This is a genomic window from Streptomyces sp. NPDC030814 (assembly GCF_055572155.1).
In genome coordinates this window covers 88,072-102,814 of record NZ_JBVIDX010000005.1, presented here as the reverse complement: position 1 = coordinate 102,814, position 14,743 = coordinate 88,072, and the positions used below count along the sequence as shown (strand labels likewise).

The following is a 14,743-nucleotide window of genomic DNA, read 5'->3' as shown; positions in this document are numbered from 1 at the left end:
GACTCCTAGGCTGAACGGGTGAGCCAACAAGCGTCGAACGAAGCCCGCGTCATCCCGCTGCGCCCGGCGACGGCCCCCATGGCCCGCCTGCCCGAGCAGCGGCGGACCGCCCCGGCACCCGGCCCCGCTCCGACACCGAGCCGCGCCGACGGCACCCCGCCGCCGAGAGAACCCCTCTGGCGCGACCTCGTCGGTGACGTGCTCCGGCGTGAGCGGCTCGCCCAGGAACGCACCCTGAAGGACGTGGCCGAGGAGGCGCGGATCTCCATGCCGTATCTCTCCGAGGTGGAGCGCGGCCGGAAGGAGGCATCCTCCGAGGTCCTCGCGGCCGCCGCCCAGGCCTTGGGCCTGAGCCTCGGCGACCTGTTGTCCCTGGCCGGCGACGAACTGACGCGCCGCACGGCCACGTCCCTGACGCGACGTACGACGACCACCGGCTCCCGGTACAACGGTCTCAGCCTGGCGGCCTGACCTGCGTCCCCGCGCCTCACCCGGGGGCGCGGGGACGCACGGCGGCGGTCCCTCACACCACCCGTCGACGCAGCACCTCGTCCGCCAGCCCGTACGCCACCGCCTCCGCCGCGGTGAACACCTTGTCCCGGTCCATGTCGGCCCGCAGGTCCGCCACGTCATGGTGGGTGTGCCGGGCCAGCACCTCCTCGACCTGGCCCCGGATCCGCGCCATCTCCTTGGCCTGGAGGGCGAGGTCCGACACCGTCCCGCGGCTGCCCCCGCTGGCCGGCTGCCCCAGCAGCACCCGTGCGTGCTCCAGCACATACCGCCGCCCGGGGTCCCCGCCCGCGAGCAGCACGGCCGCCGTGGACGCTGCCTGCCCCACGCAGACCGTCGAGATCGGCGCCCGCACGAACGACATCGTGTCGTAGATCGCCATCAGCGAGGTGAACGATCCGCCCGGCGAGTTGATGTAGAGCGCGATCTCGCTCTCCGGCGCCGACGACTCCAGATGCAGCAGCTGCGCGATGACGACGTTCGCCACCCCGTCGTCGATCTCCGTGCCGAGGAAGATGATCCGCTCGGACAGCAGCCGGCTGTACACGTCGTACGACCGCTCGCCCTGCGGGGTCCGCTCCACCACGTTCGGAATCGTGTACGTCCCCATCACTGCAGTCCCATCCGTCGCCGGGACGAGGCCGGGCGGACGTCGTCGAGCGACTCGACGACCCGGTCGACCATCCCGTACTCCTGCGCCTGTTCGGCCGTGAACCAGCGGTCCCGGTCGCCGTCCCTGGCGATCGTCTCCGGGGTCTGGCCGGTGTGCTCCGCGGTGATCCGCTCGATGGCCCGCTTGGTGAACTCCAGGTTCTCGGCCTGGATCTCGATGTCGGCGGCGGTGCCGCCGATCCCGGCCGACGGCTGGTGCATCATGATCCGCGCGTTGGGCAGGGCGTACCGCTTGCCGTGCGTGCCCACGGTCAGCAGGAACTGGCCCATGCTCGCGGCGAAGCCCATGACCAGGGTCGACACGTCGTTCGGGATCAGCCGCATCGTGTCGTAGATGGCCAGCCCCGCCGTCACCGAGCCGCCGGGACTGTTGATGTACAGGCTGATGTCGGTGCGCGGGTCCTCCGCCGACAGCAGCAGCAACTGCGCGCAGACGCGGTTCGCGGAGACCTCGTCGACCTGGGTGCCGAGGAAGACGATGCGCTGTCCGAGCAGTTGAGCGGCGAGATGGTCGTCGAAGCGGGAGGGCGGGGTGTCGCCCTCCGTCGCGCGCGGGGCGTGCGACGGGGCCCAGCCGGTGATCAGGGGAGCCATGCATCCTCCAGGTGAGTGATGCGGCCATCCGTGGCCGCCTGCCACCACTCTCCCCGGCAACCGCCTCTCACCTGGGCTTTCTCTGCCCGCGGCAGATTCGCCGACAGCAGAGCGCCGGCGGCCGCCGGCGTCCGCCGCGCAACTCGTGGCCGCGCCGGCGATGAGTTTCCGCGCCAGGATCGGTCGAAAGGGGTGACGACACACCCAGCCCGAGGAGGCGCACATGTCCCGCGACGGTTTCACCACCTGCCTGTGGTTCGACGACCAGGCCGAGGAAGCGGCCGCCCACTACGTCTCGATCTTCAAGAACTCCCGGCTCGGCCGGGTCACCCACTACCCCGAGGGTGCCCCCCGCCCGGCCGGCTCGGTCCTCACCGTGGAGTTCGTGGCCAACGGCCAGCGGTTCGTCGCGCTGAACGGCGGCCCGGAGTTCAAGTTCACCGAGGCCATCTCCTTCCAGATCTTCTGCGAGGACCAGGGCGAGGTCGACCACTACTGGAGCAAGCTGACCGAGGGCGGCGGAGAGCCGGGCCCCTGCGGTTGGCTCAAGGACAGGTTCGGAGTGTCCTGGCAGGTCGTCCCCAGCCGGCTGATCGACATGATCAGCGACCCCGATCCGCAGCGGGCTGCCCGCGCGAACGCTGCGATGCTGTCGATGGGAAAGCTCGACCTCGCCGCCTTGGAGAAGGCCTACGCGGGCGAGTAGCGGCCCGGCGCCCCCGCGGCCCGGCACCCCGCGCGGCGAGGACGCGAGCGGGTACGGTACACGCCCTGCCGCAACAGAAGACGCCTGTCCGGAAGCCCACGGCCACCCAGACGACACCCCGTCCCCACCGTGCCGGGCGGCGGGTCAGTCGAGGATGCCGAGATGCCGGTCGGGCCGGCAGTGGGTGCAGGCCCGCAGTCCCGCGGCGAGGAGGCGGCGGGCCTCGGCCTGGTCGACGGCGCGGCGCCGTCTGCCCGCGGCGTAGCAGTCGCCGGTGTGGACCTCGATGGGGGAAGCGCCGACACCGATGCCGAGTTCGACGACCCAGTCCGGCCGCGGTGGCCGGCTTCGGTGCCCCTGCTCCTGCTCGGCCTGGCGCTCGACGAGGGCCGCGATCTTGCTGTCGATGCGCTGGAGCCACAGCTGGTGCCAAACCCGCAGGGTGTGCAGGCGCTCCAGGTCGGGCGGCAGGTCATCGAACACGGCAGGGGTCCTCGGGTTCTCGGCGCGCGGGCAGAGCCCTCGCATGTTCGAATGGTAGTTCGATGGTGCGGGTGGTGAGGAGGCGGGTCTTCCATGGACACGTCCGAGGCGCCGGGCGCGGAGCCCACCGTGATGCATGTGCGCTGCCCCGACGGGCTGCCGGCAGAGATCTACCGGCAGGTGCTGGAGCACCTCGAGGATCTGTCGCCGGTTGTGCAGGCCCTGCCTCCCGCCGCCGCCCTGGTGGAGCTGCGGGGCGCACTGCGCTACCACGGTGTGACCGCCCACCGGCTGGGCCTGACGCTGCGCGCCCGTACGCTCGCCGCACTCGGCGTCGACGTCCGCATCGGGATCGGCCCCAACATCACGGTCGCGGCAACCGCCTCCGCGCAGGTGCCCCCGCCCGGCGGCGTCCTTGCCGTCAGCCCCGCCGAGGCCACCACCTGGCTGAGCCCGCTGCCCGTCGAGGCCCTGCACGGCATCGGCCCTCGCCACGCCGAGGTCCTGAGGGAGTACGGCATCCACCGCGTCGGCCTGCTCGCCGCCGTCCCGCCCAGCACCGTCCAGCGGCTCCTCGGCGGCAAAGCCGGACGGCTCGCCGCCGACCGGGCCCGCGGCATCGACCCCCGGGCGGTCGTCCCCCGCGCCCTGCCCGCCTCCGCGAGCGTCCGCTGCTCCTTCCCCCGCCACGCCCTCGACGGCACCGACGTCCGCGCCGCCCTGCTCGCTCTCACCGTTCAGCTCGGCCATCTGCTGCGCCGCCGAGGCCAGGCAGCTCGCGCCCTGACTCTGTCCCTGCGCTTCGCCGGGGGCACCCGGTGGGAGAAGACCCGCCGCCTGCCGGAGGCCTCCGCGCACGACGACGACCTGCGCGCCCTGGCCTACCAGCTCATCGAGGCCGCCGGACTGCAGCGCGCCCGGCTCACGGGTCTCGTCCTCACCGGAGAGGAGCTCATCGACGCCGAAGAGGTCGCGGAACAGCTCACCCTCGACGGCACCCGCGAGGCCCGCCTCGAGGCCGAAGCCGCCGTCGACCACATCCGCGACAAGTACGGCCCCGACGCGATCGGCCCGGCCGCCGCTCTCCGCCGCGCACCCTGACCTCGAAGCGCCGCTCTCCGCCTCGCGCCCTGACCCCGAAGCGCCGGGCTGCCGATGTCGGCTGGTGCGACGACCGGACAGAGGGGTGCTGGTGTACGCCCCCTCCGGAGTCGCTGATGTCAGCCGCGGACGTCAGCTGTCCATCGTCCCGCATCCGGGGCCGCGCCGAATGCCTCGTGACAGTCGGCCGGATGTGGTTCGCTTCTGGGGTGACTCAGGACTTGGAGATCGTCGCGTTCGAATCCGCCGAGGCATTCCGGGGATGGCTCGGCGAGAACCACGCCGCCTCGCCGGGCATCTGGCTCAAGCTGCGCAAGAAGGGCCCGGGAATCGTCGCGCTGGACTACGCCCAGGCACTCGACGAGGCACTCTGCTACGGCTGGATCGATGGCCAGAAGGCCGCATTCGACGAGCAGTGGTGGCTCCAGCGGTTCACCCCGCGCAAGCCACGCAGCAAGTGGTCCAAGGCCAACCGGGACAAGGTGGCCGCCCTGATCGAGCAGGGCCGGATGCGTCCGCCGGGACAGGCCGAAGTCGACCGCGCCAAGGCGGACGGCCGCTGGGATGCGGCCTACGACGGCGCGAAGACCGCCACGGTGCCGGACGATCTCACGGCAGCCCTGACCGCCGACCCGGCCGCGGCGGAGTTCTTCGAGACACTGGACCGGCAGAACCGCTACGCGATCCTGTACCGGATCCAGGACGCCAAGAAGGCCGAGACCCGGGCGCGCCGGATCGAAAAGTACGTGGCGATGCTGGCGAAGGGCGAGAAGCCGCACCCGTAGTGACGTCGCATAGGGTGTGTCGGCATGTCGCTGAGCCACATAGTCCTCGCGTCCGGTCGTTCGATCGAGCTCACCCAGCTGCGGATGTCCTCGACCTATGGGGGCATGCTGGAGGGCTATCCGTGCAAGCGCATCAACGACATGAAGGTCAGTGGCCTCCAGAGGGAGGCCGAACGCGCGTTTTCCTTCGCGCCGGTCCATCTCATTGCGCCCTTCCGCGAGTGCCCGGACGAGACCGCCGGCCCCTTCGGCCCTGTGGAGGTGCTGCCCTCAGTGGCTTGCATCGGTGTTTTCACCTCGACGGTGATCGCACCTGAGCTCGACCCGGTACTGCACCACTCCGTTCTCACCGTGGCCTGGTTCCAGCCCACCCCGGATGTACCGTCGGGCGAGGACGCTGATCTTGCTCTTCGCGGCATTCGCTGGGAAGAGCTGGCCCAGGACCACGAGCTGTAGCGACACGGGCTGATCACAGCCACTCGTGGCCTCCGCCCCGTCGCCGCCCTGCCCGCAGACCGACGGCGGCCCGCCCGGCGAGCTGCTCCTGGCGGCGTCACATGAGGCCGGGGATGCCACGGGGATGCCTCCGAGGCATGTTGCTGCAGGACGCCGGTCGGGGTCCGCTCCAGCGGTCGGGGTCCGTGCCCGGAGTCGTGGCTGCCGTCCGAGGAGTTCGGCCAGGCCCTGCCGGGTCGTGGCGAGGACCACCCGGTCCTGCGGTCGCAGGACGTACCGTCCCCTGATCGGGTCACCCGCCGCGCGGGCTGGGGAACAGCGTCAAACGGGACCTCCCCGCAGACCGGGACACGGACGGTGCTGTCCGGACGTCGGGCCCCGACGGCCGGGAGCACCCTGGGCCGCACAGGTGAAGGACCGGGCCATCCTCAGCCGCGCCCCGGGCGACGTTCATCCGGCTCCTCAAGCCGCTCAGGCTCCTCCTCCTGCCATGTGTTCCATCAGTCGGACAGCAGTCACCACACCCGCCAACCACCGTTGGTCGCCGTCGCGTTCGACGACGGCGACCAACGGACTGTGGGTCCGGGCGATGAGCTCCGCAATCTGCGAGACGCTCGTGTTCTCCTCGACCGTCGGCGGGCCGGGACTGCCGGGAGGCAGCCGGTCCCCGACGCTGAGACCGGCGATCCCCGTCGGGGCCTCGCCGTGGCTCCGCCCGTCGGACACGAGTCGTCCGACGAGGCGGGCGCAGGGCACCAGGGCGTACGGCACGGCGTCGGGGTCGACGACCAGCAGCGCGGGCAACCGGTGCCCCGCCGGCAGCCGGACCACGTGCGCGGCGTCCTCGTGGGTGGTGACGTACGGGTAGGGTTCGGCGAGTTCACGCGCCGACACGGCCGGTCTCCTGGGCGGCGGGCGACGTACCGACGCCGGAGGGGACTCCCGCGAGGTCGTCGACGTGGAAGAGGCGGGCGATCGGCACATCGGTGGAACTGTGCGCGACGATCGAGAACGCGATGCACACGGCGATGAGTGTGAACGCCTCCTCGCCCTGCGGGATACCGGCCTGGAGCACGAGCAGCCCGTAGACCACCGACGCGAAGCCCTTCGGCCCGAACCAGGCCGCGACCAGCTTCTCCTGCCGGGTGAACCGGGTGCCGAGCAGCGACAGCAGCAGCGACGCCGGGCGGACCAGCACGATCGCCAGGATCACAGCGACGTATCCGCCGAAGGACAGGTCACCGAACAACCGCGGGGTCAGCAGTGCCCCGAACACCAGCAGCGCCGCGAACTTGGCCAGCTCCGCCAGCGCCTCGCCCAGCGGCTCGAACGCCACCTTCGCCTCCGGTGAACGCGCGGTGAGCACGGCGCCGGCGGAGAACGCGGCGAGGTAGGGGTTGGCGTGTGTGAGGTGGCAGACCGCGTACAGGATCACGCCGATCGCCAGCGGCAGCAGCGGCTGGAGCTTGGGCTCGGCACCCAGCAGCCGGAACCGTACGAGCTGGACAACGACGTAGGGCAGGACGATGCCGAAGGCCAGCCCGAGGACCAGCTCCAGGACGATCTTCCCCGGGGAGGCCTCGGCGTGCCCGGAGGTCGGCCCGGACGCCGCGATCAGGATCAGCACGACGGGCAGGGCGAGCCCGTCATTGATGCCGCTCTCCACGTTCAGCAACTGCCGCAGCTTCGACGGGACTTCCTTGCGGCCGACGATCGCGGAGGCGAACACCGGGTCGGTCGGCGCGAGCACGGCGCCCACGAGGAAGGACGTCGTCCAGTCCAGGCCGGCCAGGTAGTGCGTGATCAGCGCCATGCCGACGAACGCCAGCGGCATGCCCAGCCCCAGCGCGCGGGCCGGGTTGCGCCAGTTCGCCCGCAGCTTGGGGAAGGAGACATGCATGCCGTCGGTGAACAGCACCGCGAACAGCGCCAGATCCGCCGTCACCGACACGATCTCGCTGTCCGGCGTGATGTGGATCCAGCCCAGGAAACCGTCGCTGACGAGAGCACCGCCGACCAGGAAGAGCAGCGACGTCGACAGCACCGTGCGGGCGGCGAGACCCGACAGCAGCACCGCGATCAGCAGCGCCACCCCGAAGACCACGACCAGCACCATGAACAGGACCCCCGATCAGCGAAGAGAGTTCTCTCAAGACCGCCGACCAGACTTCCCGGCACACCGCGGGCACCGTACCTGTTCTTCACGCGGCGTTGACAGGCTCCTGTCGCGCAACCACGGGACCCCCTGGGTTGCCAGGTTCCGGCATCGGGCAGCAGCGACACGTGCGTCAGCGGGATGCGGCATCCTCATCGGTTCAGGGGACGGCGAGGGCCCCGTCAGCCCGACATGCGCAGCCCCAACGAGCGCGCCGGCGCATGGTGGACCGCACCTGTCGATCGAGATGAGTGTGATCAAGTCTCTCGTGCTTCCGGGCTGCCCGGAGCGCTGTGAAAAGCGCCGCACCGGCAGCGTGAGCGCCGCCCTGCCCGCGCGTCTGTCGGCGGCTTGTCGGGCCAGCGCTTCCTTGCCGGGGGCAGGCAGCGGTGGGGGCTGGCGGGAGTACGCTCCTGCGACCATGCGCCAAGAAGACGTCAACTTGCGCCAGATCTGGGGGACCTGCCGGCGGGACGGGATGCGTCCCGACGACTCGTCGGGTACGAGGCGTACTTGGAGGGAGACCTCGTCCTCCGCGCCGCCGACCTCCTAGTCCACCCCGTCCTCACCCGCGACCGACAGGCCATCGCCGACCTGCGGAGAACGTCCTCGGCCCCCTGCACCAGGCGTTCGGTCGGTGTGCAGGACGCGGTGGACCTCGAATGACGGCAATCCGCAGGTGGGCCGCCAGAGGTCGGCCCGGCCTTACACGCTGACGGCTCCCCTCCTGCGAACAGGAAAGGGAGCCGTCCAAGTGTGACCGGAGGTGATGCCCCTCAGCGGGTCATGCGTGACGGTGCGAATGCCGGTTGCCCGTGGCGAGGCGGTAGAGGGCGAGCAGGATGACGGAGCCGACGATTGCGGCGATCCAGGTGGAGAGGTCGAAGAACCCGTCGATGGAGTCGATACCGAAGATGACCTTGCCGAGCCAGCCGCCGAGCAGACCGCCGGCGATGCCGATGAGCATGGTGATGATGATGCCGCCGGGGTCCTTGCCTGGCATCAAGGCCTTGGCGATGGCTCCGGCCAGCAGGCCGATGATGATCCACGCGATGATGCCCATGGTGCCCTCCCGCTTCGTCGTGTAAAGGCTGTGTCAGCTCATCGTGTGCACCAATCCCGCCCAACCAAACGTCTTCTCCGAGTCTGGCCGTGCCAACTCCTGATCCGAGAGGAGCCAACCCGGGGAGGGCCGCGAGCAGAAGGCGCGGATTCACGGCCCAACCCGCCACGCCCTGTTCGCGCGCGAGCGTAAGCAGAGTCCAAGCGCGGCGGGAGCCGACGGAATGGTGTGCTCAGGGCGCGTCACATTGCTTGCTCGGCCCCCGGCCGCGGCCGGGGTTCGGCTTCGTCACCGGAAGAGCAGGGACGACAGTGCGCCGAAGCCGCCGGCGCAGGCCAGGAGGGCGCATGCCCAGGCGGTGTGGCGCCGCAGCAGGGAACGTCTGAGGACGGCGTACCGGGCCTCGTACTCCTCCCGGAGCTGCACGGCCCGCCCGCTCGTGGTCAGCAGCATGTGGCGGGTCAACTCCATGCGCTGGCGGAGGTAGTGGTCGGTGACGTCCTCGGCCTGCGCGGTGGTCAGCCACGGCATCCGGGTGCACAGGTCGTCGGCCTCACGAAGGGCTTGCTCGCGGTGGGTGCGGGCGAGGAGGTATCCCTCGACCGTGGCGGCCGACTCGCTGGCGTACCCGCTGTACGGCGGTGCATGCCGGTCGTGCTTCACCGCGGCCCGCCCTTGTGGCTCTCGGCGTCGACAACGTCCCGCCGGCCGACGTTGGCGCGCTGCTCGATCTGCGCCAGCCGGGGGTGGTGGAGGTCGAAGGCGGGGGACTCGGAGCGGATGCGGGGCAAGGTGACGAAATTGTGCCGCGGGGGCGGGCAGGAGGTCGCCCACTCCAGCGAACGGCCGTATCCCCAGGGGTCGTCGACCTCGACCTTCTTCCCCGCCTTGGCGGTCTTCCAGACGTTGTAGAGGAACGGCAGGGTCGACAGGCCCAGGAGAAAGGAGCCGATGGAGGAGACGGTGTTGAGGGCGGTGAAGCCGTCGGCGGCGAGGTAGTCGGCGTAGCGGCGGGGCATGCCCTCGGCGCCGAGCCAGTGCTGGAGGAGGAAGGTGGTGTGGAAGCCGATGAAGAGGGTCCAGAAGTGGATCTTCTCCAGGCGGTGGTCGAGCATGGTGCCGGTCATCTTGGGCCACCAGAAGCTGAAGCCACCGAACATGGCGAAGACGATCGTGCCGAACAGGACGTAGTGGAAGTGCGCGACCACGAAGTAGGTGTCATGGACGTGGAAGTCCAGCGGAGGCGAGGCGAGGATGATGCCGGTCAGGCCGCCGAAGAGGAAAGTGACGAGGAAGCCGATGGCCCAGAGCATCGGTGGTTCGAAGGACAGTGAGCCCTTCCACATGGTGCCGATCCAGTTGAAGAACTTCACCCCGGTGGGGACCGCGATCAGGTAGGTCATGAAGGCGAAGAACGGCAGCAGGACCGCTCCCGTGGCGAACATGTGGTGGGCCCACACGGTCACCGACAGGCCGGCGATGGAGATGGTGGCGCCGACCAGGCCCAGGTAGCCGAAGATCGGCTTGCGGGCGAAGACCGGGATGATCTCGGTGATCACGCCGAAGAACGGCAGGGCGAGGATGTAGACCTCGGGGTGGCCGAAGAACCAGAAGAGGTGCTGCCAGAGGATGGCCCCGCCGTTCTCCGGGTCGAAGACGTGCGCGCCGAACTTGCGGTCCGCCTCCAGCGCGAACAGGGCGGCGGCGAGGACGGGGAAGGCCAGCAGGACCAGCACCGACGTGAGCAGTACGTTCCAGGTGAAGATCGGCATCCGGAACATCGTCATGCCGGGGGCGCGCATGCAGATGATGGTGGTGATGAAGTTGACCGCGCCCAGGATCGTCCCGAAGCCGCCCAGCGCCAGTCCCATGATCCACATGTCGCCGCCGACGTAAGGGGTGCGCTCGCCGCCGCTGAGGGGGGTGTAGGCGGTCCAGCCGAAGTCGGCGGTGCCGTTGGTCGTGAAGACACCGCTGAGCACGATCAGGCCGCCGAGGAGGAACAGCCAGTACGAGAACATGTTCAGCCGCGGGAAGGCCACGTCGGGCGCGCCGATCTGCAACGGCATCACCGCGTTGGCGAACCCGGCGAACGTCGGCGTCGCGAAGAGCAGCAGCATCACCGTGCCGTGCAGGGTGAACGCCTGGTTGTACTGCTCCTGGGAGAGGATCTGCAGCCCGGGCCGGGCCAGCTCCGCGCGGATCGCCATCGCGAGCAGCCCGCCGATCAGGAAGAACCCGAACGAGGTGATCAGATACAGATGCCCGATCTTCTTGTGATCGGTCGTGGTCAGCCAGGAGACGATCACCTGCCCCCTGGTACGGCGCTCCACGGCTGGGACAGGAGATACCGGTTCGGTGGTGTGTGTGGCCATCGGATCCCTCGATCGGCAGGGGCGCGCGGATGCATGCGAGGCGGCGGAGCGGGCCTTTTCGCCCGGCCGGTGCTGGCTTTCTGGCCCGCGTGTAACCAGCCCACCGGAAAGTAGTCCACCGGTACGGGGGCCTTCGCCTCGAACGGCTCGATGTTGGGCCGTGTGGCCGAATGAATCATTCGATGGGGCGGAAGTCGCCCCTTGCGGGTCTGCTTCTGCCGACGTCTGACGGCTGCGCAGGTCGATCGGTACTGGGGTGCCCTGGCGGCCCGTGGGGGAGAGGTACTCCGCGGAGCCGGCAGGCACCCGGTGCAGCAGTACGTCGTCCTGCTCGCCGAACTGGCTCGCGCAGGCCGGCGGTCGTGGGCAGGCATGGACGGTGACGGCGGCGCCCGTCGCCCGGCTCACGGCCCCTCCGGTGGGCAGAAACCCTCCCCGTCGGCACCAGGTCGCTCCACCGGACGGTGCCCGAGACACAGATGCTCGTGTCGGATCGCAATGCGTGCCATGTGCTCGGCACCTGGCCGAGCGGTTGTGCTGGTGACAGCCGGTGTCGTGGGCCTCCTCCTTGATCGAACGCGGGGAGGTGCGGCGTCGAGAGTGACGCGTACAGGGATGAGGGCGCTGCCCGGCCTCGCTGAGGGCGTCGCGCATCCGTCAGGCGCCGCTGTCTGCTGCCGACCGACGGCTTCCACGAGCGGCAGCAAGGCACAGAACCCCGTCGTAGCAAGGCCTGCAAGCCCGCAAGCCCTACTTCACCCCACCCCAGGTGTGCTGGTGGCGAGAAGCCCGAGCGAGGTCCCCCTGTGAGGTTCGGGTTCACGACCGCACTGAGCCCCCACGCCGCCGACGTCCCGAGTCCCGTTGTCAGTGGTGGCAGGCAGGATGACGGCCATGACGACTCCTGTTGCACAGATCATGGATTCCGCCGCCTACGCGAAGGCGGTCGAGGACGCGGTGAAGGCTGCAGCCGCCTACTACGCGGGCGGCACCTCGCCGCTGGACGACGACACCTACGACCGGCTGATACGGAGCATCACCGCGTGGGAGGGCGATCATCCCGACCAGGTGCTGTTGGACTCGCCGACCGGGAAGGTCGCTGGCGGCGCCGTCGAGGGCGACGTGCCGCACACCGTGCCGATGCTGAGCCTCGACAACGTGTTCTCCACGGAGGAGTTCACCGCGTGGGCGGCGTCCTTGGCCCGGCGTGTCGGCCACGAGGTGGCTCAGTGGAGCGTGGAGCCGAAGCTGGACGGCCTGGCGATCGCCGCCCGCTATACCCGCGGCCGCCTCACACAGCTGATCACCCGGGGGGACGGGACGGCGGGGGAGGACGTCTCGCACGCGGTAGGCACCATCGAGGGCCTGCCCGAGACACTGTCCGAACCGGTCAGCGTCGAGGTGCGAGGCGAAGTCCTCATGACCACAGCCCAGTTCGAGCACGCCAATGAGGTCCGCACCGCGCACGGAGGACAGCCCTTCGCCAATCCCCGCAACGCGGCCGCGGGCACGCTGCGCGCCAAAGAGCGCACCTACACGGTGCCCATGACGTTCTTCGGCTACGGCCTGCTGCCCCTGCCCGACACCGATACCGCCCTCGTCACACGGCTGAGCGAACTCGCCCACACCGATCTGATGACCCTGACCGCCGACCTCGGGATGAACACCACCGCCTCGACTGCGGTCCCCGGCAGAGTGGCCCACAGCAGTGAGCAGGTGCTGAACCGGGTCCAGGAGATCGCGGCGCTGCGGGCGCAGTTGCCGTTCGGGATCGACGGGATCGTCATCAAGGCCGACCTGGCCGCCGACCGGCACAGGGCCGGATCCGGGTCGCGGGCTCCCCGATGGGCGATCGCCTACAAGCTCCCGGCCGTGGAGAAGATCACCCGGCTGCTGGGGGTGGAGTGGAACGTGGGCCGCACGGGCATCATCGCCCCGCGCGGCGTGCTTGAGCCGGTCGAGATCGACGGCGCCACGATCACCTACGCCACGCTGCACAACCCCGCCGACATCACTCGCCGCGACCTCCGTTTGGGCGACCATGTCATGGTCCACCGTGCCGGAGACGTGATACCGCGGATCGAAGCCCCCGTCGCCCACCTGCGCACCGGGGAGGAGCAGCCGATCGTCTTTCCCGAGATGTGCCCGCGCTGTGGGTCCGGCATCGACAGCAGCCAGGAGCGCTGGCGCTGCGAGCAGGGCCGCAACTGCCACCTGGTCGCATCCCTCACCTACGCCGCGGGCCGCGACCAACTCGACATCGAGGGCCTCGGCGCCACGCGTGCCATCCAACTCGTCAAGGCGGGTCTGGTCGCTGATCTCGCCGACCTGTTCACCCTCACCCGCGAGCAACTGCTGGGCCTGGAGCGCATGGGGGAGACCAGCACCGACAACCTCCTCACCGCGATCAGCACTGCCAAGGGGCAGCCACTGTCCCGCGTGTTGTGCGCGCTCGGCGTACGCGGCACCGGCCGGTCGATGTCACGACGCATCGCGCGGCACTTCGCCACCATGGACAACATCCGCGCCGCCGACGCCACGGCCGTGCAACAGGTCGAGGGCATCGGCACCGAGAAGGCCCCTTCCATCGTCGCCGAGCTGGCCGAACTCGCTCCGCTCATCGACAAACTCGCCTCCGCCGGGGTGAACATGACGGAGCCCGGCGCCACGCCGCCCAGCCCCACCGGCACCGACAACGCGAGCGAGGAGACTCCAGGCGGCCCCCTTACGGGCATGACCGTGGTGGTCACCGGCGCCATGTCCGGTCCGCTGGAGAAGCTCAGCCGCAACGAGATGAACGAGCTGATCGAACGAGCTGGAGGGCGCTCCTCCTCCAGCGTGTCGAAGAAGACCACCCTGGTGGTTGCCGGCCTGAACGCCGGATCCAAGCGGGCCAAGGCCGAAGAGCTTGGCATCCGCCTGGCCACACCCGACGAGTTCGCCATCGAGCTTGTGGACTATCTCGCTTGATGTCATGGCGATAGGAAGTTCGGGAGCCATCGGCATGTCAGTGTGGGTGACTGGACGCCGCGTCGCCGTGCTTGTACGTCGTGCACCATCTTCCGACCCCTCGTGCGGGACACGGCCTGTCAGTTCCCTGGTCTAGGGTCGCCCGCATGGCTGAGCCCTCCTTTCTGACCGCCGTCCGCGAGTCGTACGACACGGTCGCCGCCGCTTATGTCGAACGCGTCCCGCCTCCAGCCGAGTTGGACCCGCTGTCACGCGCGATGCTGGCGGGGTTCGCCGAACTCGTGCGGACCGCCGGTCTGGGGCTGGTCGCGGACCTGGGATGTGGCCCCGGCCGCCTGACGGCGTACCTGGCCGGGATGGGGTGTCCGCATTCGGCGTCGATCTGTCGCCGAAGATGATCGGGCTGGCCCGGCACGCCTATCCGGACCTGCGGTTCACCGCGGGTTCGATGACCGCGCTGAAGACGACGGACGACGAGCTCGGCGGCATCCTGGCCTGGTACTCCACCCACCACACGCCTCCGCAGTGGCTGCCGGCCGTGTTCGCCGAGTTCCACCGCACGCTCGCGCCCGGCGGCTATCTGCTCTGGGGAAACCATGTCGGCGATGAACGGCTGCAACCGACCCGGGGCTATGGCCATCCCGTGTCCTACGAGTCGTACCTTCTGCCTTTGGACCGCATGGTCGGCCTGATGGAGCAGGCCGGGCTCGCCGTCACCGCGAGGCTGGAGCAGGAGCCCGGCGGACGGGTCAGGAGACCGCATGCCTGCCTGCTGGCCCGCAAGCCCGAAAGGGCCTGAGGGGGGCTTGTTGCTGGGACCGCGATCTGACGTCGTGCTGGTCGGCAAGCGGCGCGGACCGGTGCTGTACACCG

15 protein-coding genes and 1 pseudogene are annotated in these 14,743 nt (G+C 69.9%); 8 read left to right on the top strand and 8 right to left on the bottom strand.

Annotated elements, in window-relative coordinates; all coding sequences use genetic code 11:
• The first annotated feature begins 18 nt into the window (after nt 1-18).
• Nucleotides 19-471, top strand: a complete 453-nt coding sequence (locus ACZ43N_RS13000) for a helix-turn-helix domain-containing protein (protein ID WP_468097205.1) — start codon at nt 19-21, stop codon at nt 469-471.
• Nucleotides 472-523: 52 nt separating this feature from the next.
• Here the strand turns inward: ACZ43N_RS13000 and ACZ43N_RS12995 are convergent, their stop codons facing one another.
• Together ACZ43N_RS12995 and ACZ43N_RS12990 are read right to left on the bottom strand one after the other, a co-directional pair.
• Nucleotides 524-1,120, bottom strand: a complete 597-nt coding sequence (locus ACZ43N_RS12995) for a ClpP family protease (protein ID WP_468097204.1) — start codon at nt 1,118-1,120, stop codon at nt 524-526.
• The gene (locus tag ACZ43N_RS12990) at nt 1,120-1,776 is read right to left on the bottom strand and encodes an ATP-dependent Clp protease proteolytic subunit (protein WP_468097202.1); all 657 of its coding nucleotides are present in this window, start codon (nt 1,774-1,776) and stop codon (nt 1,120-1,122) included. Before ACZ43N_RS12990 ends, ACZ43N_RS12995 begins: the two co-directional genes overlap by 1 nt.
• 223 nt (nt 1,777-1,999) lie before the next feature.
• On the opposite strand from ACZ43N_RS12990, the gene ACZ43N_RS12985 reads away from it, so the two are divergent.
• A complete protein-coding gene (locus ACZ43N_RS12985; RefSeq protein WP_468097200.1) occupies nt 2,000-2,482 on the top strand; it encodes a VOC family protein in 483 nt (160 codons plus the stop codon).
• Nucleotides 2,483-2,626: 144 nt separating this feature from the next.
• Here the strand turns inward: ACZ43N_RS12985 and ACZ43N_RS12980 are convergent, their stop codons facing one another.
• Nucleotides 2,627-3,010 carry a DUF6233 domain-containing protein gene (locus ACZ43N_RS12980; protein ID WP_468097199.1) on the bottom strand — a complete coding sequence of 128 codons (384 nt, stop codon included), beginning with the start codon at nt 3,008-3,010 and terminating at the stop codon, nt 2,627-2,629.
• Between the two features lie 48 nt (nt 3,011-3,058).
• Here ACZ43N_RS12980 and ACZ43N_RS12975 point away from each other — a divergent pair, with 48 nt between their 5' ends.
• The 3 genes from ACZ43N_RS12975 (at nt 3,059) to ACZ43N_RS12965 (ending at nt 5,307) form a co-directional block, all read left to right on the top strand.
• Entirely contained in the window at nt 3,059-4,066 is a 1,008-nt protein-coding gene (locus tag ACZ43N_RS12975) for a DNA polymerase Y family protein (RefSeq protein ID WP_468097197.1), read from the top strand.
• A gap of 191 nt (nt 4,067-4,257) precedes the next feature.
• Nucleotides 4,258-4,851, top strand: a complete 594-nt coding sequence (locus ACZ43N_RS12970) for a YdeI/OmpD-associated family protein (protein WP_468097195.1) — start codon at nt 4,258-4,260, stop codon at nt 4,849-4,851.
• A gap of 24 nt (nt 4,852-4,875) precedes the next feature.
• Nucleotides 4,876-5,307, top strand: a complete 432-nt coding sequence (locus tag ACZ43N_RS12965) for a hypothetical protein (protein WP_468097193.1) — start codon at nt 4,876-4,878, stop codon at nt 5,305-5,307.
• Nucleotides 5,308-5,778: 471 nt separating this feature from the next.
• Here the strand turns inward: ACZ43N_RS12965 and ACZ43N_RS12960 are convergent, their stop codons facing one another.
• Together ACZ43N_RS12960 and ACZ43N_RS12955 are read right to left on the bottom strand one after the other, a co-directional pair.
• Nucleotides 5,779-6,201, bottom strand: a complete 423-nt coding sequence (locus ACZ43N_RS12960) for a CBS domain-containing protein (RefSeq protein WP_468097192.1) — start codon at nt 6,199-6,201, stop codon at nt 5,779-5,781.
• On the bottom strand, nt 6,188-7,423 hold the full coding sequence (locus tag ACZ43N_RS12955; protein ID WP_468097191.1) for a cation:proton antiporter: 1,236 nt from the start codon (nt 7,421-7,423) through the stop codon (nt 6,188-6,190). Before ACZ43N_RS12955 ends, ACZ43N_RS12960 begins: the two co-directional genes overlap by 14 nt.
• Before the next feature lie 552 nt (nt 7,424-7,975).
• Here ACZ43N_RS12955 and ACZ43N_RS12950 point away from each other — a divergent pair.
• Nucleotides 7,976-8,128 (top strand): hypothetical protein, encoded by a 153-nt coding sequence (locus ACZ43N_RS12950; protein ID WP_468097707.1) that lies wholly within the window; start codon nt 7,976-7,978, stop codon nt 8,126-8,128.
• Between the two features lie 118 nt (nt 8,129-8,246).
• Here the strand turns inward: ACZ43N_RS12950 and ACZ43N_RS12945 are convergent, their stop codons facing one another.
• From ACZ43N_RS12945 to ctaD, 3 genes are all read right to left on the bottom strand, one after another.
• The gene (locus ACZ43N_RS12945; RefSeq protein WP_468097189.1) at nt 8,247-8,525 is read right to left on the bottom strand and encodes a GlsB/YeaQ/YmgE family stress response membrane protein; all 279 of its coding nucleotides are present in this window, start codon (nt 8,523-8,525) and stop codon (nt 8,247-8,249) included.
• 288 nt (nt 8,526-8,813) lie between these two features.
• On the bottom strand, nt 8,814-9,188 hold the full coding sequence (locus ACZ43N_RS12940; RefSeq protein WP_468097188.1) for a hypothetical protein: 375 nt from the start codon (nt 9,186-9,188) through the stop codon (nt 8,814-8,816).
• Nucleotides 9,185-10,900 (bottom strand): aa3-type cytochrome oxidase subunit I, encoded by a 1,716-nt coding sequence (gene ctaD, locus ACZ43N_RS12935; protein WP_468097187.1) that lies wholly within the window; start codon nt 10,898-10,900, stop codon nt 9,185-9,187. The genes ACZ43N_RS12940 and ctaD overlap by 4 nt, the downstream gene beginning before the upstream one ends.
• 894 nt (nt 10,901-11,794) lie before the next feature.
• Here ctaD and ligA point away from each other — a divergent pair.
• Nucleotides 11,795-13,870 (top strand): NAD-dependent DNA ligase LigA, encoded by a 2,076-nt coding sequence (gene ligA, locus ACZ43N_RS12930; RefSeq protein ID WP_468097185.1) that lies wholly within the window; start codon nt 11,795-11,797, stop codon nt 13,868-13,870.
• 146 nt (nt 13,871-14,016) lie between these two features.
• Nucleotides 14,017-14,669, top strand: a pseudogene (locus tag ACZ43N_RS12925) (class I SAM-dependent methyltransferase).
• The last annotated feature ends 74 nt before the right edge of the window (nt 14,670-14,743 follow it).

Coding starts and splice junctions, on each gene's coding strand:
- ligA (WP_468097185.1), top strand. CDS start 11,795: ATGACGACTCCTGTTGCACAGATCATGGATTCCGCCGCCTACGCGAAG.
- ACZ43N_RS12985 (WP_468097200.1), top strand. CDS start 2,000: ATGTCCCGCGACGGTTTCACCACCTGCCTGTGGTTCGACGACCAGGCC.
- ACZ43N_RS12970 (WP_468097195.1), top strand. CDS start 4,258: ATGTGGTTCGCTTCTGGGGTGACTCAGGACTTGGAGATCGTCGCGTTC.
- ACZ43N_RS12975 (WP_468097197.1), top strand. CDS start 3,059: ATGGACACGTCCGAGGCGCCGGGCGCGGAGCCCACCGTGATGCATGTG.
- ACZ43N_RS12980 (WP_468097199.1), bottom strand. CDS start 3,010: ATGCGAGGGCTCTGCCCGCGCGCCGAGAACCCGAGGACCCCTGCCGTG.
- ACZ43N_RS12995 (WP_468097204.1), bottom strand. CDS start 1,120: ATGGGGACGTACACGATTCCGAACGTGGTGGAGCGGACCCCGCAGGGC.
- ACZ43N_RS12990 (WP_468097202.1), bottom strand. CDS start 1,776: ATGGCTCCCCTGATCACCGGCTGGGCCCCGTCGCACGCCCCGCGCGCG.
- ACZ43N_RS12955 (WP_468097191.1), bottom strand. CDS start 7,423: ATGGTGCTGGTCGTGGTCTTCGGGGTGGCGCTGCTGATCGCGGTGCTG.
- ACZ43N_RS12945 (WP_468097189.1), bottom strand. CDS start 8,525: ATGGGCATCATCGCGTGGATCATCATCGGCCTGCTGGCCGGAGCCATC.
- ACZ43N_RS12965 (WP_468097193.1), top strand. CDS start 4,876: ATGTCGCTGAGCCACATAGTCCTCGCGTCCGGTCGTTCGATCGAGCTC.
- ctaD (WP_468097187.1), bottom strand. CDS start 10,900: ATGGCCACACACACCACCGAACCGGTATCTCCTGTCCCAGCCGTGGAG.